Origin of the sequence: Rhodococcus sp. BE178, from assembly GCF_050433545.1 — a bacterium.
Taxonomy (GTDB): domain Bacteria; phylum Actinomycetota; class Actinomycetes; order Mycobacteriales; family Mycobacteriaceae; genus Prescottella.
In genome coordinates, this window is sequence record NZ_JBNPXA010000016.1 from 25562 (window position 1) to 44864 (window position 19303).

Annotated in this window: 19 protein-coding genes; 10 read left to right on the forward strand and 9 right to left on the reverse strand. The window is 67.4% G+C overall.

Going from position 1 to position 19303, the window contains the following annotated elements; genetic code table 11:
- Nucleotides 1-74: 74 nt before the first annotated feature.
- The 4 genes from J2X34_RS23205 to infC all read right to left on the reverse strand — a co-directional run bounded on the left by J2X34_RS23205 (nt 75) and on the right by infC (nt 2250).
- Complete coding sequence (locus J2X34_RS23205; RefSeq protein WP_429519900.1) at nt 75-875, reverse strand: TrmH family RNA methyltransferase; 801 nt, start codon at nt 873-875, stop codon at nt 75-77.
- 23 nt (nt 876-898) lie between these two features.
- Nucleotides 899-1288 (reverse strand): 50S ribosomal protein L20, encoded by a 390-nt coding sequence (gene rplT / locus J2X34_RS23210; protein WP_174910529.1) that lies wholly within the window; start codon nt 1286-1288, stop codon nt 899-901.
- Between the two features lie 62 nt (nt 1289-1350).
- Nucleotides 1351-1545 (reverse strand): 50S ribosomal protein L35, encoded by a 195-nt coding sequence (rpmI, locus tag J2X34_RS23215; protein ID WP_114722851.1) that lies wholly within the window; start codon nt 1543-1545, stop codon nt 1351-1353.
- Nucleotides 1546-1599: 54 nt separating this feature from the next.
- The gene (gene infC / locus J2X34_RS23220; protein WP_174914743.1) at nt 1600-2250 is read right to left on the reverse strand and encodes a translation initiation factor IF-3; all 651 of its coding nucleotides are present in this window, start codon (nt 2248-2250) and stop codon (nt 1600-1602) included.
- 365 nt (nt 2251-2615) lie between these two features.
- Here infC and J2X34_RS23225 point away from each other — a divergent pair, with 365 nt between their 5' ends.
- From J2X34_RS23225 to J2X34_RS23240, 4 genes are all read left to right on the forward strand, one after another.
- Complete coding sequence (locus tag J2X34_RS23225) at nt 2616-2993, forward strand: DUF1844 domain-containing protein (RefSeq protein WP_114722886.1); 378 nt, start codon at nt 2616-2618, stop codon at nt 2991-2993.
- Between the two features lie 68 nt (nt 2994-3061).
- Nucleotides 3062-3484, forward strand: coding sequence for a DUF1801 domain-containing protein (locus J2X34_RS23230; protein ID WP_429519901.1), 423 nt, complete (start codon nt 3062-3064; stop codon nt 3482-3484).
- A 238-nt stretch (nt 3485-3722) separates the two neighbouring features.
- Nucleotides 3723-3851 (forward strand): hypothetical protein, encoded by a 129-nt coding sequence (locus J2X34_RS23235; RefSeq protein ID WP_258557993.1) that lies wholly within the window; start codon nt 3723-3725, stop codon nt 3849-3851.
- Nucleotides 3852-3980: 129 nt separating this feature from the next.
- Complete coding sequence (locus J2X34_RS23240; RefSeq protein WP_181818838.1) at nt 3981-4121, forward strand: hypothetical protein; 141 nt, start codon at nt 3981-3983, stop codon at nt 4119-4121.
- 104 nt (nt 4122-4225) lie between these two features.
- On the opposite strand, the gene uvrA is transcribed toward J2X34_RS23240, so the two are convergent.
- Nucleotides 4226-7183 (reverse strand): excinuclease ABC subunit UvrA, encoded by a 2958-nt coding sequence (gene uvrA, locus J2X34_RS23245; protein WP_114722885.1) that lies wholly within the window; start codon nt 7181-7183, stop codon nt 4226-4228.
- 157 nt (nt 7184-7340) lie between these two features.
- Here uvrA and J2X34_RS23250 point away from each other — a divergent pair, with 157 nt between their 5' ends.
- Nucleotides 7341-8033, forward strand: a complete 693-nt coding sequence (locus tag J2X34_RS23250; RefSeq protein ID WP_114722848.1) for an MBL fold metallo-hydrolase — start codon at nt 7341-7343, stop codon at nt 8031-8033.
- Between the two features lie 26 nt (nt 8034-8059).
- On the opposite strand, the gene J2X34_RS23255 is transcribed toward J2X34_RS23250, so the two are convergent.
- Nucleotides 8060-8932, reverse strand: coding sequence for an alpha/beta fold hydrolase (locus J2X34_RS23255; protein ID WP_114722847.1), 873 nt, complete (start codon nt 8930-8932; stop codon nt 8060-8062).
- A gap of 258 nt (nt 8933-9190) precedes the next feature.
- Between J2X34_RS23255 and otsB the strand changes: the two genes are divergently transcribed.
- The 3 genes from otsB to J2X34_RS23270 all read left to right on the forward strand — a co-directional run bounded on the left by otsB (nt 9191) and on the right by J2X34_RS23270 (nt 14186).
- Nucleotides 9191-12886 carry a trehalose-phosphatase gene (gene otsB, locus J2X34_RS23260; RefSeq protein WP_429519902.1) on the forward strand — a complete coding sequence of 1232 codons (3696 nt, stop codon included), beginning with the start codon at nt 9191-9193 and terminating at the stop codon, nt 12884-12886.
- Between the two features lie 133 nt (nt 12887-13019).
- Complete coding sequence (locus tag J2X34_RS23265) at nt 13020-13859, forward strand: DoxX family protein (RefSeq protein WP_429519903.1); 840 nt, start codon at nt 13020-13022, stop codon at nt 13857-13859.
- Between the two features lie 48 nt (nt 13860-13907).
- Complete coding sequence (locus tag J2X34_RS23270; RefSeq protein WP_114722844.1) at nt 13908-14186, forward strand: DUF7218 family protein; 279 nt, start codon at nt 13908-13910, stop codon at nt 14184-14186.
- 25 nt (nt 14187-14211) lie between these two features.
- Here J2X34_RS23270 and J2X34_RS23275 read toward each other — a convergent pair whose 3' ends face one another.
- Nucleotides 14212-14370: a hypothetical protein gene (locus J2X34_RS23275; protein ID WP_181818837.1), complete on the reverse strand. Its 159-nt coding sequence runs from the start codon at nt 14368-14370 to the stop codon at nt 14212-14214.
- Nucleotides 14367-15818 (reverse strand): NAD-dependent succinate-semialdehyde dehydrogenase, encoded by a 1452-nt coding sequence (locus J2X34_RS23280; protein ID WP_429519904.1) that lies wholly within the window; start codon nt 15816-15818, stop codon nt 14367-14369. Before J2X34_RS23280 ends, J2X34_RS23275 begins: the two co-directional genes overlap by 4 nt.
- Before the next feature lie 232 nt (nt 15819-16050).
- On the opposite strand from J2X34_RS23280, the gene J2X34_RS23285 reads away from it, so the two are divergent.
- Both J2X34_RS23285 and J2X34_RS23290 read left to right on the forward strand, forming a co-directional pair.
- Complete coding sequence (locus J2X34_RS23285) at nt 16051-18276, forward strand: HelD family protein (RefSeq protein WP_429519936.1); 2226 nt, start codon at nt 16051-16053, stop codon at nt 18274-18276.
- Nucleotides 18277-18395: 119 nt separating this feature from the next.
- Nucleotides 18396-18824 carry a DUF732 domain-containing protein gene (locus tag J2X34_RS23290; protein ID WP_147283541.1) on the forward strand — a complete coding sequence of 143 codons (429 nt, stop codon included), beginning with the start codon at nt 18396-18398 and terminating at the stop codon, nt 18822-18824.
- 10 nt (nt 18825-18834) lie between these two features.
- Here the strand turns inward: J2X34_RS23290 and J2X34_RS23295 are convergent, their stop codons facing one another.
- Nucleotides 18835-19287, reverse strand: a complete 453-nt coding sequence (locus tag J2X34_RS23295; RefSeq protein ID WP_114722840.1) for a universal stress protein — start codon at nt 19285-19287, stop codon at nt 18835-18837.
- Nucleotides 19288-19303: the final 16 nt, after the last annotated feature.

Sequence of the window (19303 nt, forward strand, 5' to 3'; positions counted from 1 at the left end):
TATAGCGCGCGCGAGCACAACACTCGAATCCTAGGCGATTGCCCCAGGACGATTCGAACGAGTTCGAAGACCGGTCACGAGTCCCGATGCTGGACGCGCGCGCTGGCGTACAGGCAGATGGAGGCGGCCGTCGCGAGGTTGAGGCTCTCGGCGCGCCCGCGAATGGGGATCCGCACACGGTGATCGGCCCGCGCCGCGACCGCGGGATCGAGTCCGTGCGCCTCGTTGCCGAACAACCAGGCCGTGGGACGGGCCAGCAGGTCGTCGGCCTCGTCGAGGTCGACCTCACCGTCGGCGGCGGTCGCGAGGATCTGGATGCCGGCGCCCGACAGCGTGTCCAGCACCACGTCGGTGTTCCGCTCGCGCACGATCGGCAGGTGGAACAGACTCCCGGCGGAGGAGCGCACACACTTGCCGTTGTGCGGGTCGACGCTGTCGCCGGCGAGGATCGCCGCGTCGGCGCCCACCGCGTCGGCCACCCGGATGACGGTGCCCGCGTTGCCGGGTTCACCGATCGCCACCGGCACCGCCAGCAGGCGTGTCGTGGAGCCCAGCGCGGCGTCCAGCGGCACGTCCAGCAGGTCGCAGACCGCGACGACACCCGGCGGGGTGACGGTGTCGCTCAGGGCACGGATCGCACGATCGGTGACGAGCGAGCTGCGGACTCCCGCGACGCGCGCCTTCTCGATCAGATCGGGGTATCGCGCGGCCGCGTTCTCGGTGAAGAAGAGCTCGTGCACCGGCACAGACGCGAGCGCCTCGGTGACCGCGTTCTCACCCTCGGCGAGGAACCGGCCCGCCTTCCTGCGCTCTGCGCCGCGCAGGAGCTTGACAGCAGAAACGACCCGTGGAGTCCGTTCGGTGAACGGATCCACGGGTCGATCCCGGAACTGCTGACTCAGGCCGCTTCTCCGGCCGGAGCGTTGACGTCTGCCGGCAGAGCAGCCTTCGCGACCGCGACCAGGCCGGCGAACGCCTCAGCGTCGGAGACGGCGAGCTCGGCGAGGATCTTGCGGTCGACCTCGACACCCGCAGCCTTCAGGCCCTGGATGAAGCGGTTGTAGGTGATGTCGTTGGCGCGAGCCGCAGCGTTGATACGTGCGATCCACAGCTTCCGGAAGTCGCCCTTGCGCGCGCGACGGTCACGGTAGGCGTAGGTCATCGAGTGGAGCTGCTGCTCCTTGGCCTTGCGGTACAGGCGCGAACGCTGTCCGCGGTAGCCGCTCGAGGCCTCGAGAATCGAACGACGCTTCTTCTGGGCGTTGACTGCCCTCTTTACGCGTGCCACTGCAAAATCCTGTCAATCTTCGGGGCGCTGGTGCTGCCCCGTGTGGTCAGTAGGGGAAGAGCTCAGATGCCGAGCAGGCGCTTGATGCGAGGAGCATCGCTGTCGGCGACGACGGCCTTGCCATCGAGGCGACGGGTCACGCGGGAGCTCTTGTGCTCGAGCAGGTGGCGACGTCCGGCCTTCTGGCGCAGGATCTTTCCGCTACCGGACACCTTGAATCGCTTCGCGGTGCCGCTATGGGTCTTCGACTTGGGCATGGAGTCCTCAGTTCTTGTGTTCTCTGTACTTCGGTCTTGCGTGAAGTGGTCTGGCTAGCTGCTCGGCGCGGGAGCAGCGCCACCGTCACCGGTCGCCGGCTTCGGCGGAACGGCCTGGGCGCCTTCCTGTGCCTTCGCGCGCGTCTTCGCACCCTTGTGCGGGGCCAGCACCATCGTCATGTTTCGACCGTCCTGCTTCGCGGAGGTCTCCACGAAACCGAGGTCGGCGACGTCGGCGCCGAGACGCTGCAGCAGACGGAACCCGAGCTCGGGTCGAGACTGCTCGCGACCACGGAACATGATCGTGACCTTGACCTTGGATCCGGCCTCGAGGAAGCGAATGACGTTCCGCTTCTTGGTCTCGTAATCGTGATCGTCGATCTTCGGGCGGAGCTTCTGCTCCTTGATGACGGTCTGCTGCTGGTTCTTGCGCGATTCGCGCGCCTTCTGCGCCGTCTCGTACTTGAACTTGCCGTAGTCCATGATCTTGCAGACCGGCGGACGGGCATCGGGAGCCACCTCGACGAGGTCGAGGTCTGCCTCGAGGGCGACGCGGAGCGCATCTTCAACACGCACGATCCCAACCTGTTCACCGCCGGGTCCGATGAGGCGAACCTCGGGAACGCGGATGCGATCGTTGATGCGGGTCTCAGTGCTGATGGGGCCTCCTAGGTTGAGCGGTGCAGTCCGGTGACCGCGCCGCAGCCCGTGCGCCCTCTACCCCAACAAGAAAGCCCCGCGTCAGCGACAGAGTCGCCGTGCGGGGCCCGATGTCGACCGGTCACACACCAGCCCCGAGATTTCGGGCCTGCCGTCCCTTCGTGAGATCGAAGGAGCCGCTCGGGAACCGATCTGAACGATCAGCACTGATCCGTGCGGCGACCGGACCACTGAACTGCACCTGACGGCGCCGCGCAGAGGTGGGAGTCGGACTCCACTTTGCTGCCCTGGCCGAGGCCGAGGGCGGTCGTGACGAACAGCGTAGCACCCATCGAGACGCCGATCGAATCGCGCCCGCCCGCGTCACCCTGTCGCGGCGGCCCCCGCACGCGGATGGAATCCTCTTCACCATGACGCAGAACCCCGATCCGGCCGATTCCGTCCAGCACGCCGAGGACGATCTCGACGACGTTCGCGAACTCGCCGAGGTTCCCGCGATCGAGGTGATCAGCCGCGCCGCCGTGATGCTGATGAGCTCGGCCGCCGAGAAGCTCGGCCTGTCGGACGCCGACCCGGACAACAGCCCCCACCTCGACCTCGACGAAGCACGCCGCGTGATCACCGCACTCGCCGGACTGGTCACCGCCTCGGTCGAGTACCTCGGCCCGCACGCCGGCCCGATCCGCGAGGGCCTGCAGGCCCTCCAGCGCGCCTTCCGCGAGGCGTCGGCGCACCCCGACGAGCCCGGCAAGGGCCCGGGCGAGAAGTACACCGGACCGGTCTACTGAGCACCCGCCGGCCCCCGGCCGGCACCGACACCCGGTCGCCGACACGGCACGCGCCCTAACCTGCACACATGGCCGCAACGAACAAGACCCAGGCAACCGACGCGAGCGTCGCAGAGTTCCTCGAAAAGGTCGCGGAGCCGACCCGGCGGGCCGACGCACTCGAGCTGCGGTCTCTGATGGAGTCGGCGACCGGGGCGCCGGCGACGATGTGGGGCACGAGCATCGTGGGCTTCGGCACGCGGTCCTACCGGTATGCGAGCGGCCGGTCGGGCCGGACGCCCCTGATCGGCTTCTCCCCCCGCGCCTCTGCGCTGACTCTGTACCTGACCCTCGACTTCGACGCCGAGGCCGCCGCTCTGGCAGGCCTGGGTCCTCACAAGCTGGGCAAGGGCTGCCTGTACGTGACCCGCCTCGATCGAGTCGACAAAGCGACCCTGGTCAACCTGATCGCACGTTCGGTGACTGCAGGTCGCGAACTCGACGAGAACTGAAAGCCCGTCGCCGGGCGGCGCTTTCATACGTGCGGCCCGCGCGAACTGGTCAAACGCTCAATTCCAGCGGGCCGCCGAACCGATTCGGTGTAACGCGAAGAATCGGTCAGCGGACATCACACCCGTAACGCCCGTCACATTGGTAGCGTCCACCTCGTGTGATCAAGATCATGATCATGATCACGCACCTCCCCCACCGGGCCCTCGAGCCTCGAGGGCAGAACCGAAGGAACTACCCATGGGATCCATCTCCACCATCCTCGGCGGCCTGATGAACGCCATCACCAACGGAGACATCGACATCGCCGCTCTTCTGAGCGGCCTGCTCAGCGGATCCGCGGAACAGCAGCAGGGCGGCGGCCAGTAGGGTCCCGACTCCACGGCGGCGGCGGGGTAGCTCGGACCCCGCCGCCGTTTCCGGTTTCGCCGCCGGACGATCCCCACAGGCTCCCGCGCCGGCGTCGACCATTCCGGCCCGACTGCAAAATCTGGACATATGTCCGATTTACCCTCCTTCCAGCGGAGATGGTCGGGCAAATACGGCGGCCTGCTCGGTGCACTCAGCGGCGGGCAGTTCGACATCGCTGCACTGCTGGACTCCCTGGCCGGCGGATCGGGCCAGCAGCAGCCCGCTTGATTGAGCGTCGGCTGACAGCTTGACGGCGGTGGGGACCTCGGTCCCCACCGCCGTTCGTGTCTCGAGACCGCGCCACGGTTCCTCGGCGACGGAGTCGCGCCGTTCTATCCGACGGCGGCGGCCTTCTTCACCCGCTTCCGGGGCGCCGCTCCAGCCTTGCGGGCGGCCGCCTTGGGCGCCGCCGCCCCGTTGCCGGCCGCGGACGGCGTTTCCAGAACTTCCTTCAGGAACCGACCGGTGTAACTCTCCGGTACTGCCGCAACAGCTTCCGGAGTTCCCTCCGCGACCACCGTCCCGCCACCGGAACCACCTTCGGGTCCCATGTCGACGATCCAGTCGGAGGTCTTGATCACGTCGAGGTTGTGCTCGATCACGATCACCGTGTTGCCCTTGTCCACGAGCCCACCCACGACCTTGAGCAGCTTTCGAATGTCCTCGAAGTGCAGGCCGGTGGTCGGTTCGTCCAGCACGTACACCGTGCGGCCCGTCGACCGCTTCTGCAGTTCGGCGGCGAGCTTGACCCGCTGCGCCTCGCCACCGGAGAGGGTGGGCGCGGGCTGCCCCAGCCGGACATACCCGAGGCCGACCTCGACGAGCGTCTTCAGGTACCGGTGGATGGACGTCACCGGTTCGAAGAATTCGGCGGCCTCCTCGATCGGCATGTCGAGGACCTCGGCGATGGTCTTGCCCTTGTAGTGCACCTCGAGCGTCTCGCGGTTGTACCGAGCGCCGTGACACACCTCGCACGGAACGTAGACGTCGGGCAGGAAGTTCATTTCGATCTTGAGGGTGCCGTCGCCCGAGCACGCCTCGCAGCGACCGCCCTTGACGTTGAACGAGAACCGGCCCGGCTGGTAGCCACGCACCTTCGCCTCGGTGGTGGCGGCGAACAGGGTCCGGATCTTGTCGAACACGCCGGTGTACGTGGCTGCGTTGGACCGCGGCGTGCGACCGATCGGCGACTGGTCGACCTGCACCAGCTTGTCGAGCTGATCGAGCCCGTTGATCCGGGTGTGCCGGCCGGGCACCTGACGGGCACCGTTGAGCTTGTTGGCCATCACGGTCGCGAGAATGTCGTTGACCAGTGTCGACTTCCCCGAACCAGAGACGCCGGTGACCGAGGTGAGCACGCCCAGCGGGAAGCTCACATCGATGCCCTTGAGATTGTTCTCGCGAGCGCCGACCACGGTGACCTGACGCTTACGGTCGACGACCCGACGCACGGCCGGCACGTCGATGGTGCTGCGACCGGAGAGGTACGCACCGGTGAGCGATTCCTGGTTGGTCAGTAGTTCCTTGTAGGTACCGCTGTGCACCACCCGGCCGCCGTGCTCACCCGCGAGCGGTCCGATGTCGACGACCCAGTCGGACGTGCGGATGGTGTCCTCGTCGTGCTCGACGACGATGAGCGTGTTTCCGAGGTCGCGGAGACGCGTCAGGGTTTCGATGAGTCGCCGGTTGTCGCGCTGGTGCAGACCGATGGACGGCTCGTCGAGCACGTACAGGACACCGACGAGGCCGGAACCGATCTGCGTCGCCAACCGGATGCGCTGGGCCTCGCCGCCCGACAACGTCCCGGCCGCGCGGGCCAGCGACAGGTACTCGAGTCCGACGTCGAGCAGGAATCCGAGCCGCGCCTGGACCTCCTTGAGGACCTGACCGGCGATGGCCTCCTCGCGGGAACCGAGGGTGAGGCTGTTCAGGAAGGCGGCGCAGTCCGCGATCGACAGCTCGCAGACCTGCGCGATCGACTTCTTGCCGTACGTCGCTGACGCGATCGTGACGGAGAGGATCTCCGGCCGCAGGCGGGCGCCGTTGCACGCGGGACACGGGATGTCGCGCATGTAGCCGTCGTAGCGCTCCTTCATCTGCTCCGACTCGGTCTGTTCGAGCCGACGGTGCAGGAACGGCATGACGCCCTCGAACTCGGCGTAGTACGAGCGGGTGCGGCCGTAGCGGTTCTTGTACTTGACGTGGACCTGCTCGGTGCTCCCCTCGAGGATCGCCTTGCGCGCCTTGGCCGGGAGTTTGTTCCACGGCGTGGTCATGTCGAAGCCCATGATGTCGCCGAGCCCGGACAGCAGACGCCCGAAGTACTCGGCACTCTGCCCCATCGACCACGGCGCGATGGCGCCGTCCTCGAGCGAGAGCTCGGGATCCGGGACCACCAGGTCGGGGTCGACCTCCTTGCGGATCCCGAGTCCCGTGCACTCCGGGCAAGCGCCGTACGGCGAGTTGAAGGAGAACGAGCGCGGCTCGAGGTCGTCGATCGCCAGCGGGTGGCCGTTGGGGCACGCGAGCTTCTCCGAGAACCGCCGTTCGCGATCGGACGCATTCTCGTCGCGATCGACGAAGTCGAGCACGACGATGCCCTCGGCCAGGCGCAGCGCCGTCTCGACTGAGTCGGTGAGCCGCTGCTTGGAGCTCGCCTTGACGGTCAGGCGGTCGACGACCACCTCGATGTCGTGCTTCTCCTGCTTCTTCAGCTTCGGAGGATCGGTCAGGGGATGAACCACACCATCGACCCGCACCCGCGAGTAGCCCTGCGAGTTGAGCTGCTCGAACAGGTCGACGAACTCGCCCTTACGGGTACGGACCACCGGTGCGAGCACCTGGAAGCGGGTACCCTCCTCCATCTCGAGGACTTGGTCGACGATCTGCTGCGGCGTCTGCCGCGCAATCTGCTCGCCACAGACCGGGCAGTGCGCGGAACCCGCGCGCGCATACAGCAGGCGCAGGTAGTCGTACACCTCCGTGATGGTGCCGACGGTCGACCGCGGGTTGCGGTTGGTCGACTTCTGATCGATCGACACCGCGGGCGACAGGCCCTCGATGAAGTCGACGTCGGGCTTGTCCATCTGGCCGAGGAACTGACGCGCGTACGCGGACAGCGATTCGACGTAGCGTCGCTGCCCCTCGGCGAAGATCGTGTCGAACGCGAGGCTGGACTTGCCGGAGCCCGACAGACCCGTGAAGACGATGAGGCTGTCCCGGGGCAGATCGAGATTGATCCCTCGCAGATTGTGCTCACGCGCACCTTGCACGATCAGGCGATCCGCCACACGTAGTCCCTTCTCGGTTTCGACCTTGGCGCGGACACACTCGTCCGGGCGCAGCCCATGGTAGGCGTGGGCACCGACAAACTCCCCGACCAGCAGATTTCCCGGTGATCGGCGGCGGCGATCCGCAACGCCCCGATTCGACGGTAGCCTCCCGATCATGGAGCAGCAGCGCATCATCATCGACGACGACTACACCGGCGACCTGTCCGCGGCCTCGGGCGCCCAGCGTCGTACCGTGCCCGGCGCGACGATCGTCAAGATGTCGGTGGGCCCGATGGACAACAACACGTACCTCGTCACGTGTTCCGAGACCGGAAAGTCGCTGCTCATCGACGCGGCGAACGACGCCGAGCGGATCGCCGCGCTCATCGCGCAGCAGGCGCCCCAGCTCGAGCTGATCGTCACGACCCACCAGCACCACGACCACTGGTTCGCGCTCGCCGAGGTCGCCGGCAGCACTGGTGTTCCCACCGCGGCGCACCCGCTGGACTCGGAGATCCTCTCCGTCACCCCCTCGCGTGCGCTGAACGACGGCGACCTCGTGACGGTGGGCGATCTCACGCTCGAGGTGATCCATCTGGCCGGGCACACGCCGGGTGGGATCACGCTCGCCCTGACCGAGAAGAACGACGGCGGCCGCGTCCACCTGTTCACCGGAGACTCGCTGTTCCCGGGCGGCGTCGGCAAGACCCCGGACGCCGAGCGGTTCACGTCGCTGATGGACGACGTCGAGACCAAGCTGTTCGCCCGTTTCCCCGACGACACCGTCTTCTACCCCGGCCACGGCAAGGACTCCACCCTCGGCGCCGAGCGCCCGCATCTCGACGAGTGGCGCGAACGCGGCTGGTAGCCAGGAGCAGGTGGGCGCTGCGCCGGTCAGCCCTCTGTACCGTCTTGCGTGCCCGCACGCAGAAACTCGTCCAGGACCCGGAAGAACCGGTCGGGCTCGTCCAGATGCGGGAAGTGACCGGCGTCGGGGAAGATCTCGATCCGGCTGTTCGGCACTTCCTGTCGAACATTCTCCGTGTGGTGCGCTGGAATCATCGTGTCCTTGCCGCCCCAGACGAGCATGGCAGGCAGAGTTTCGAACCGCGGAAAGTGCTGCTTCGCGCTGACGGTTTGGCCGCGCGGACCCACGACCGCACGGACGGACGCCAGAAACGCTTCCCGGGTGGCCTTGTCGGCAACGGTGCCCAGCGAGCGCCATGTCTCGACGGCACTGGGGCTCGGCTGCACGGGCAGACCCAGGCGACCCAAGTGCCGGAGCGCGGACTCGGTGTTTCGGCGCACCCAGCCGGACGCGAGAATCGGCAGTACCAACTCACTGCCCGGCAATGTCGCCGCCTTGAGATACGTGCTCACCTCGGGGCCGAGTCCACCGCTGCTCACCAGGCACAATCGCTCTACCCGCTCGGGAAAGAGGTACGCCATCTGCATGACGATTCCACCGCCGAGCGAGTGGCCCACCAGTGGCGCCGATGCGATCTTCAGGTATTCCATGAGATCACGCACTGTCGCGGCGTGAGAGCTGAGCGAGTAGTCACCGCGCGGCTTGTCCGAGTCGCCATGCCCGAACAGGTCAGGCGCAACGACACGGTACTTCTCGGCGAGCATGTCGATCTGCGGACCCCACGACTTGTGCGAGCCGAGCAGTCCATGTACGAGGATCACAGGCGGGCCCTCGCCGAGGTCGACGTATGCGAGAACGTCCTTGTGGAAAACTACGGACTCGAACTCGTAGTGCGGCATTGTCGCCCTTCCGTAGCTGGGTCAGCCGACGCATCCCAACCTACAAGCGGATCGGACGCGACGACCAGGGCCGCCACGAAACCGGTCGGGCCCCGGGTGCTCGGGGACCGGCTGCCGGTCGATCCGAAGTTCGGCAAGAACACCGTCGGGCGGATGCGAACGGCGTAGGTTTGGTTCATCGACGAGACGCCCTCGACAGTGGGCGCCGGCGATCGGGGAGCAGACGGCCATGGACACGTCACGAGAGCCCAGTCGGCGATGACGCGCTTCGAGATCGACCCGCGTCGTATCGACGCGGTGATCGTCGATTTCGACGGCGTCACACCGCCACGGCGTGAGTCCGCTGTCGGCACGGACCAGACCACAGCGCTCGAATCCACCGTTGCCCTTGTCCGAGGGCTACAAGCCATCGGAGTCGGCACTGCGGTGGTTTCGTCCGGGCCCCGCTGGGCGCAGGTCCTGGATTCCGGCGGGCTCGGCGACCTGGTCTCGGTCGGGACCGACACCGCGACCACCGGCGGGGCCACGCCGCCCGCGCCGGCCGCGGCAGCCCGCCGACTCGGCAGCCCTCCCGCCCGCGCCGCGGTGATCGTCGGCTCCGCGGCGAGTGCCAGCGCCGCACGCAGCGCTGGATTCGCACTGGTGATTGGAGTGGCTCCCGACAGCCGCTCTGCAGAGTTGCACCGTGCCGGCGCGAATGTGGTGGTGGCAGAGACGGACCAGATCGGCATCCGCACCCACGACCGCCGTATGTCGGAGATCCCCAATGCTCTGACCTCACGGCACCAGGCGTCCGCCATCCTGCGGACCCGGCGCCCAGCCGTGTTTCTCGACTTCGACGGCACCCTGGCACCCATCGTGAATGATCCCGCGGCGGCTGTCCCGGTCGCGGGGATGACGACGGAACTCACCAGGTTGGCACGCTATTGCCCGCTTGCAGTGATCAGCGGCCGCGACCTGTCCGACATCCAGGCGCGGGTCGGTGTGCCGGGAATCTGGTACGCGGGCAGCCACGGGTTCGAGCTCACCGGACCAGATGGACAGTACTACCGGAACGAGGCGGCCTCGGCAGCTGTCGCCGACCTCGAGCGGGTCGCCGAAGCTCTGCGGAAACGCATCGGTGCCGTTCCCGGAATTCTTGTGGAACACAAACGTTTCGGTGTGGCGGTGCACCACCGAAACGTCGAGTCCGACCGGGTAGAAGAGGTCGTCGCCGCGGTACACGAGGTCGCGGCCAGCGAAAGCCGCCTCCGAATCTCGAACGGACGCATGGTGACCGAGCTCCAGCCCGATGTCGACTGGGACAAGGGGCAGGCCCTCCTCTGGGTGCTCGAGCACATCGAGGGCGCAACGGAGCTGCTACCGGTGTTCGTCGGCGACGACCTCACCGACGAAGACGCATTCGACGCCGTAGCCGATACCGGGGTCGGGATCGTGGTCCGCCACGGCGAGCACGGGGATCGGCGGTCGGCGGCGCAGTTCTCGGTGGACAGCCCGGAGGAGGTACGCGAACTACTGCAACGACTGGCGGACCTGCTGGGCAGCGATCCATCGACGACGCCGCCACCAGGAGACCCGTGGACGGTGTTCTTCGAGGGTTACGACCCATCCACCGAGAAGCTGCGCGAGGTCATGTGCGCCGTCGGCAACGGATACTTCGCGACCCGAGGGTGTGCACCCGAAACCGCCGCCGGCGTCGTGCACTATCCGGGCACCTACGCTGCGGGAGTCTTCAACCGTCTGCGGGACGACATCGGGGGAAACCTGATCGAGAACGAGAGCATGGTGAACCTGCCGAACTGGCTCCCCGTGACGTTCCGGATCGAGGATGGGCAGTGGTTCGACATCGACACGTCCGACCTGCTCGAGTTTCGCCAGTACCTCGATCTGCGCCGTGCGGTTCTGACCCGGAGGTTCCGATTCCGGGACGAGGCCGGCCGGGTCACGTCCGTCGTCCAGCGGCGATTCGTCGCCATGCACTTCCCGCACGCGTGTGCGCTCGAGACGACGATCGTGCCCGAGAACTGGTCCGGCCGAATCGAATTCCGATCGGCTCTGGACGGAGCAGTCCAGAACACTCTCGTCGAGCGCTATCGGCGTCTCGACGGCAAGCACCTGACACCGATGCACGCCACCGCCGTCTCGGACGACACGGTGCTGTTGGTGGTGCAGACCAATAAATCGCGGATACCGGTGGCGATGGCGGCCAGGAGCACGGTGTGGCGCGATCACGAGCGCGTCGAGTCCGTGTCGCGCCGCCTCGACGTCGACGGTCGAATCGGGCACGACATCGCCGTCGAAACCGCATCGGGTGAGCCGGTGACGCTGGAGAAGATGGTGACGGTCTTCACCGGCCACGATCATGCGACGTCCGAACCGGGGGACGCCGCCATCCGCTGGCTCGACCGTCTCCCCCGATTCGACGCAGTGCTCGACGGCCACGTCATGGCCTGGGCGCACCTGTGGGACAGCGTGGGTATCGAGCTCGAGGGCCACGGTCACGCTCTGCGGATCGTCCGGCTTCACCTTCTCCAGATGCTGCAGACAGTCTCCCCCAACACTGCAGACCTGGACGCCGGCGTGCCTGCGCGCGGGCTCCATGGAGAGGCGTACCGGGGTCACATCTTCTGGGATGAACTTTTCGTTTTTCCGGTGCTCAACCTGCGCCTACCGACTTTGACCCGGTCGCTGCTCCGCTACCGCCACCGGCGTCTGAGGGAGGCAAGGAGGGCGGCGATCGAGGCAGGCCGAACAGGCGCCATGTTCCCGTGGCAGTCGGGCAGCGACGGCCGTGAGGAGAGTCAGCAGCTACACCTCAACCCGATCTCCGGTCGCTGGATCCCAGACCCGAGCCGACGCCAGCACCACGTCGGAATCGCCATTGCCTACAACGTGTGGCAGTACTACCAAGTCACCGGCGACCTGGAGTTCCTCATCGCTTTCGGCGCCGAGATGCTGATGGAGATCGCCCGCTTCTACGCCGGGCTCGCGTCGTACGACGGGGCACGCGGCCGGTACACGATCCGCGGCGTCATCGGCCCCGACGAGTTCCACTCCGGCTACCCGGGGGCGCCCTTCGACGGTGTGGACAACAACGCGTACACCAACGTCATGTCGGTCTGGGTACTTCTGCGAGCTATCGAGGCACTCGAGTTGCTCCCGTTGCAGATCCGGTCGGATCTGATGCAAGCCCTGGGACTGCACACACAGGAGATCGCCCGTTGGAGGGAGATCAGTCGCAGAATGTTCGTCCCCTTCCACGACGGAGTCATCAGCCAGTTCGAGGGGTACGGCCAGCTGGCCGAACTGGATTGGGAACGCTACCGCCGGCGCTACCCTGACATCCAGCGCCTCGACCGCATCCTCGAGGCGGAGGGCGACGACGTCAACTGCTATCGCGCTTCCAAGCAGGCCGACGTCCTCATGCTGTTCTACCTGCTGTCCGCCGACGAGCTACGCGAGCTGCTCGAAGGACTCGGATACGAGTTCCCCGGCGAGAACATCCCCCGGACCATCGACTACTACCTGACGCGCACGACGCACGGCTCGACGCTGAGCAGCGTCGTCCACTCGTGGGTGTTGGCTCGAGCGAATCGGAGCCAGGCAATGGAGTTCTTCGACCGAGTACTCAAATCGGATATCGCGGACATCCAGGGTGGTACTACGTCGGAGGGTATCCACCTCGCCGCGATGGCCGGCAGCGTCGATCTGGTCCAACGCTGCTTCTCCGGGCTGGAGACCCGCGGTGATCGACTCGTGTTCTCCCCGCTCTGGCCCGAATCCCTCGGCACACTGGAGTTTCCCGTCTTCTACCGCGGGCACCGTCTGCTGGTGCAAATCAGTGGGCGACGGGTGCAGGTCAGCGCTGGGGCCGGCACCCAGCCTGCGATCGAGATCGAGTGCCGCGGCCGGGTGGCGGAACTTCATCCAGGATCCACTGTCACATTGAGTTGAGCCCGCACGCTGGAGAACCCGGTAAACAGGTGCTCGGCGACAACCGAACCCGCCCGGCGGCCCGCCGACTTTCCATGCCGGATGGGAGCAGTCTGGCTACGGTGGAAGTCGAACCTAGGTTGGGAGGCCGTCCATGATCGTTCGCCGAATTGCCCGCCCGTTGCTGTCCACCGTGTTCATCGCCGGTGGAATCGATTCCCTGCGAAGCCCGGCACCGAAAGCGCAGGCCGCCGGCCCGTTTCTGGAGAAGAGTGTCGAGACGTTGCCGGCCGCGGTGACCCAGCGGGTCCCGTCCGACCCCGAAACCCTCGTGAAGATCAACGCCGCGGTCCAGATCGGTGCCGGCGCGATGCTGGCGCTCGGCAAGGCGCCACGGGCGTCGTCGCTCGTCCTCGCCGGAACACTGGTCCCGACGACGCTCGCCGGACACGACTTCTGGAACGTCGACGATCCGCAGCAGCGCGCGATGCAACGCATGCAGTTCTTCAAGAACATGACGATGCTCGGTGGGCTCCTGATCGCGGCCGTCGACACCGAGGGCAAACCGTCGCTCGGGTGGCGCGGACGTCGGGCGGCCCGAAAGGCGCAGGCCAAGGTCGCTGACGCCGTCTCGACCAACGGCGACGACCACGCCCTGGCCGTCGTGTCGGACCGAGCCCGGACCGCGGCAGAACAGGCCGGCGAACGCAGCGGTGAACTGCTCGACGCCGCCCGTCAGCGCGGCGCGGTGCTTGCACACCTCGCCAGGGAGCGTGGCACCGAACTCACCGAGGTCGCCCGTGAACGGGGGCCCGTGCTCGCCGAGTTGGCCAAGGAGCGCGGCACCGAGCTCGCCCAGCTTGCCCGCGAGCGCGGCACCGAGTGGGCCGCGACGGCCAGCGAGCAGGGTGAGGTTCTGAGCCGGCGGGCACGGAAGCAGGCCGAGCGGGCACTTGCCACCGCGCGGGCGAAGGCCGCCGAACTCCAGGACTGACCCAGCACACCGGCGCGGAAACTCACACCGTCAAGCGAGGTGATGACTATGCCCACGAATCGCGCGAACGATTCGGACCCGCATCTGAAGGACCAGGAGCTGTACGAAAAGCTCAGGGACGAAGGCGAATCCAAGGAGAAGGCAGCGCGGATCTCCAACGCCGCCGCGAACGAGGGCAGGTCCTCGGTGGGCCACAAGGGTGGCAAGGCCGAGAACTACGAGGACCGCACCGTCGACGAGTTGCGGGAGCGTGCCAAGGAACTCGGGATCACCGGATACTCGTCGATGAACAAGCCCGAACTGATCTCCGAGCTCCGCAACCACTGACGCCCGCAAGTAGCGGGAAGCGAACTCACGTCGGATGGGCGGCGAGAAGGTCGTCGCGCAGGTCCTTGTCCAACGTGACACGAACGAGCGCCGACGCCGGCGGCGCCGTCTCACCGCCCGGCGCGAGCTCGCCCAGCCGCGCCACATCCGCGGGTTCGACGGCCTCCCGATCCGAGCCGGTCACCCGCGCGGGCCGTTCTCCGCCGGCGCCGTGCGGATCAGCTTCCGATTTGCGAACTCGAACAATCCGAGGTCGCCCAACTCCCGCCCGAATCCGGAACTCTTGACGCCGCCGAACGGCAGTTCCGGTTCGGTCGAAGTGGGGCGGTTGATCCACACCATGCCGCTGCCGATCCGGTCCGCGACCGCGCGGGCGCGATCAGGATCCGATCCGAAGACGGCGCCACCGAGCCCGTATCGGGTCGAGTTGGCGAGTTCGACGGCCTCGTCCTCGTCGGCCACGCGATAGACCACTGCGACCGGACCGAACAACTCCTCCTCGAAGGCACGCATTCCGCGCGTCACATCTGTGAGCACCGTCGCCTCGACGAAGGCTCCCTGTCCGTCCGGTCCACGGTTCTCGGGGCGGCCGCCACCCGCCGCGACGGTGGCCCCCTTGTCCAGGGCGTCGTCGATCTGCCCGAGCAGTGTCTGTGCCGCGTCCTCCGACGACAGCGGCGCCAGCGTGGTCCCCGGGTCCGACGGATCCCCGACCACGAGGTCATCGAAACGCCTGGCCAGTCCGGCGACGAAATCGTCGCAGATCGCGTCCGGGACGATGAACCGCTTCGCCGAGACACAGCTCTGACCGGCGTTGAGGATCCGGGCGGCCGCCGCGGCGTCCAGGGTGCCGCCGAGGTCGTCGGCGTCGAGGACGACGAACGGGTCGCTGCCACCGAGTTCGAGGACACACTTCTTGAGGTGCCGTCCGGCGATCTCCCCCAGCGACGCCCCGGCAGCCTCGCTGCCAGTGAGCGAAGCACCCTGCACCGCCGGGTGCGCGATCACACGTTCCACGTCCGAGACGTTCAGGTAGAGGTTGGTGTAGACGCCCTCGGGTGCACCGGCGTCGGAGAGCAACCGCTCGAGTTCGTGAGCGGTCTGCGCGCACGAACTGGCGTGCTTGAGCAGCACCACGTTGCCGAGGAGCAGATTGGGGGCCGCGAACCGCGCGACCTGGTAGAGCGGAAAGTTCCAGGGCTCGATTCCGAGGAGCACCCCGATCGGCTCGTTCACCACCTCCGCCGTGCCGTCCGCGACGTCGATGCTGCGCGACCGGAGGAAGCCCGGACCACGCTGCGCGTAGTAGTCGACGATGTCCGCCGCGATGTCCACCTCGGCACGGCTTTCTTCGATCAGTTTGCCCATCTCCCGGGTGACGAGTCCGGCCAGTTCGTCCTTTCGTTCGCGCATCAGCTCGGCGGCACGGGTCAGGACCTGCGCTCGTCGTTCGACCGGCAGCGCGCGCCACCCGTCGAAGGCGTCGGCCGCCCGGTCGACGACCGCGTCCACCTGTTCACCGGCCAGATACGGGTACTCGGCAATCGTCCGGCCGGTATACGGGTCGACGGTGTGGAACGGCCCTGCACCGGGCCCGGATGTGCCGGTGTGCTGCGTGCTGGTCGAGGTCATGGCCTCTCCTTCTGTTCGACAGCTACGACAGCAGTACCCCCGAACACGGTCCGCTAAGCATCGAGCACAGACGGGCGCGACACCGGCCCGATCTCACCTGGGATTCTGCGGCGGGCGAGCGGGCGCACTAGACTGCTTGGGCGCTTTTCTGCCGTTCCCGAACCTAGGAGACCTCTTGTCGGACGAGGCCCGTGTGCACCCCGAACTCGAACACGAGCAGGGGTACGTGACGATGCTCTACGAGCGTCTCGACGGTCTCCGCGAATACGCGTCGAACCGCCTCGGCCGGGTTCTCCTCGAGACCGGCGGGACACCGCAGGCTCGCAGCGAACGCGAATCGTTCACCCAGATGTACACCGAGGACATCGCCCGCTACGACGCCGCCGAGAACGGTCTGTGTTTCGGTCGCATCGACGTCGACGACGAGCCGCGGTATGTGGGTCGCGTCGGCATCCTCGACGAGGCCGACGACTACGAGACCCTGCTGCTCGACTGGCGTGCTCCCCTCGCGCGTCCCTTCTATCTCGCCACTCCGGCGGCGCCCGAGGGGGTGACGCGGCGACGACACATCCGCAGCCGCAGCCGGACCGTCACCTCCATCAACGACGAGTACCTCGACCTCGCCGCCGCCGAGGCGAACGGTGACGGCGCGGGGGCCGGTGGTGTCGCCGGCGAGAGCGCGCTGTTGTCCGCGCTCAACGCCGCGCGGACCGGCCAGATGCACGACATCGTCGAGACCATCCAGAGCGAGCAGGACGCCATCATCCGGTCGACCCACAAGAGTGTGCTCGTGGTTCAGGGTGGTCCGGGAACCGGCAAGACCGCGGTGGCGCTGCACCGGGCCGCGTACCTGCTCTACACCTATCGGCAGCAACTCGAGAAGGCCGGTGTCCTCATCATCGGTCCCAACGCCACGTTCCTCGACTACATCAGCCAGGTGCTGCCGTCGCTCGGCGAAACCGGCGTACTGCTCTCGACGATCGGCGACCTGTACCCCGGCGTCCGGGCCACCCGAGAGGATTCTCTCGACGCGGGCGCGCTCAAGGGCTCGCTCGCGATGATCGACGTGCTGAAGAAGGCGGTCCGCGACCGCCAGGAGGTTCCGACGGCACCGATCGAATTGCGCTTCGACACCTACCCGATCACGCTGGACCGCAAGATCGTCACCCGCGCCCGCGGACGGGCCCGGTCCTCGAGGCGCCCGCACAACCTGGCGCGTCCGATCTTCGTGTCCGCGGCCATCGAGGCACTCGCCGATCAGCTCGCGGCCACCCTCGGCGCCAACATCGTCGACGGCGGCAACCTGCTCAGTCGCGACGACATCGCCGACATGCGGGACGAGATGCGTGAGGACCCGTCGATCATGTCGGCGCTCGACGGACTGTGGCCCGACCTGACGCCGCAACAGGTGCTGACGGACCTGCTCCGCTCCCCCGAGCGGTTGGCGTCGGCGGCACCCGAGCTCACCGACGACGAGCGGGCGGTCCTCCTCCGCACCGAGAGCATCGAGTTCAGCGACGCGGACGCTCCGCTTCTCGACGAGCTGGCCGAACTGCTCGGTGTCGACGACGCCGCGGAACGCGAACGCGCGCAGCGACGCTGGCGGGCGCAGATCGCCGATGCACAGGGTGCGCTGGACATCCTCACCGGCTCCGCGCCGCAGGACCTCGAGGATGATCTGGACCCCGAGATCCTCATGGCCTACGACCTCATCGACGCCAGCCAGCTCGCGGAACGCCAGGATCGCGGCCATCACCAGACCACGGCCGAGCGCGCCGCCGGCGACCGGACCTGGACGTACGGACACGTCATCATCGACGAGGCGCAGGAATTGTCGGAGATGGCGTGGCGAATGCTCATGCGGCGCATCCCGAATCGGTGGTTGACACTCGTCGGAGACACCGCACAGACCGGCGATCCGGCGGGCAGCTCGTCGTGGCAGGACGTCCTGGGCCCCTATGTGGCGCAGCGCTGGAAACTGACCGAACTCACCGTCAACTACCGCACGCCCGCCGAGATCATGGAACTGGCCCACCGGGTACTCGAGGAGATCGACCCGAGCCAGACCGTGCCGCGGTCGGTGCGCGAATCGGGGTTCGCCCCGTGGGCCGAACAGGTTGACGAATCCGATCTCGTCGATGCGGTGCGACGCCGTGTCGCCGAGGAGACCGGACCCGGACTGACGGCGGTCCTCGCCGGACACCGCTTGGTCGAGGAGCTCGCCGACCTGCGGTCGGATTCGGTCAGCGTCCTCACGGTCAAGGACGCGAAGGGGCTCGAGTTCGACGCGGTCCTCATCGTCGAGCCCGAGGATCTGCTGGACGAATCGCCGCGCGGACTGAACGACCTCTACGTCGCACTGACGCGTGCGACGCAACGACTCGGCATCGTGCACGCACGGCCTCTGCCGGCCGTCCTGGGCCCCCTCGACGCGTCGATCGTCATCTCCGGAAGCTGATCGTCGAACCGGCTCTCCCCGACGGAACCGAAGCGGTACGGTGCCTAGGGCGCCGAGCCGCTCGGCGCCGTCGATGCAACGGCGGATCCCATCAGACGGCCCAGTAGACGGGAAGAATCGTGTCCACTCCGACCTCGCTCCGACGCGGTCTGCGCTCGGTGACGGCAGGTGTGATCGGAGCCGTCGGGATCGTATCCTCGGTCACCGCGTGTGGGGCGCCGGCGGCCTCCGACAGCGCAGCGGCGGCAACGGAAACGGTCACGACTACACCGGCGTCGGAACCCGCGACGACCGCTTCCGACGCCCGCACGGCCCGCTATGCGCGAGCGGTCCTCGCCGGCGGGTTTCCGCCGGTGGTCCCGGATCCGACGCTGTTCGCCGTCGGCGAGGGGGTGTGCCGGCAGCTGGCCGCCGGCACACCCGACGCGGTGGTCCTCGAACAGCTCCGCCCGGTGAGCGACTATGCCGCCAGCCTCTCCGGCGGTGCGCTGACCGGCGAGAGCGCCGCGCAACTGCTGCTGAGCGCCGCTCGCACCGACTTCTGCTGAACGCGGCTGATCAGCGCACGGTGTGCACGATCAGGACGTCCGACGTCGACTTGCGTGCGGCGTCGGACGGCACCGATCCGAGCAGGCGACCGGTGATGGTGTTGAGTCCGCGGTTGCCGACCACGAGAAGGTCTGCCTCGACCTCGTCGACGAGCGCGAGCAACGAATCGACCGGCGCACCGACGACCGCGCGTTCGACGATCTTCTTCGCGCCGGCCGCGACGGCCCGCTCGCGCGCGGTTCGCAGAATCTCGTAGGTGGGCGCCGATCCAGTCACCTGGTAGGCGTCCTCACGCAACGTGTCCTGCGCCGCCTCCGTGTCCTTCGGATCAGCCGGGTAGTACGCGCACGCGATCACCAACTCCGCATCGGCAGCGCCCGCGAGAGCCGCAGCCTTGTCGACAGCACGAAACGACGAATCCGATCCATCGGTTCCGACGACGACGGTCCGGTAGGCGGTCATTCATTCCTCCATGTGT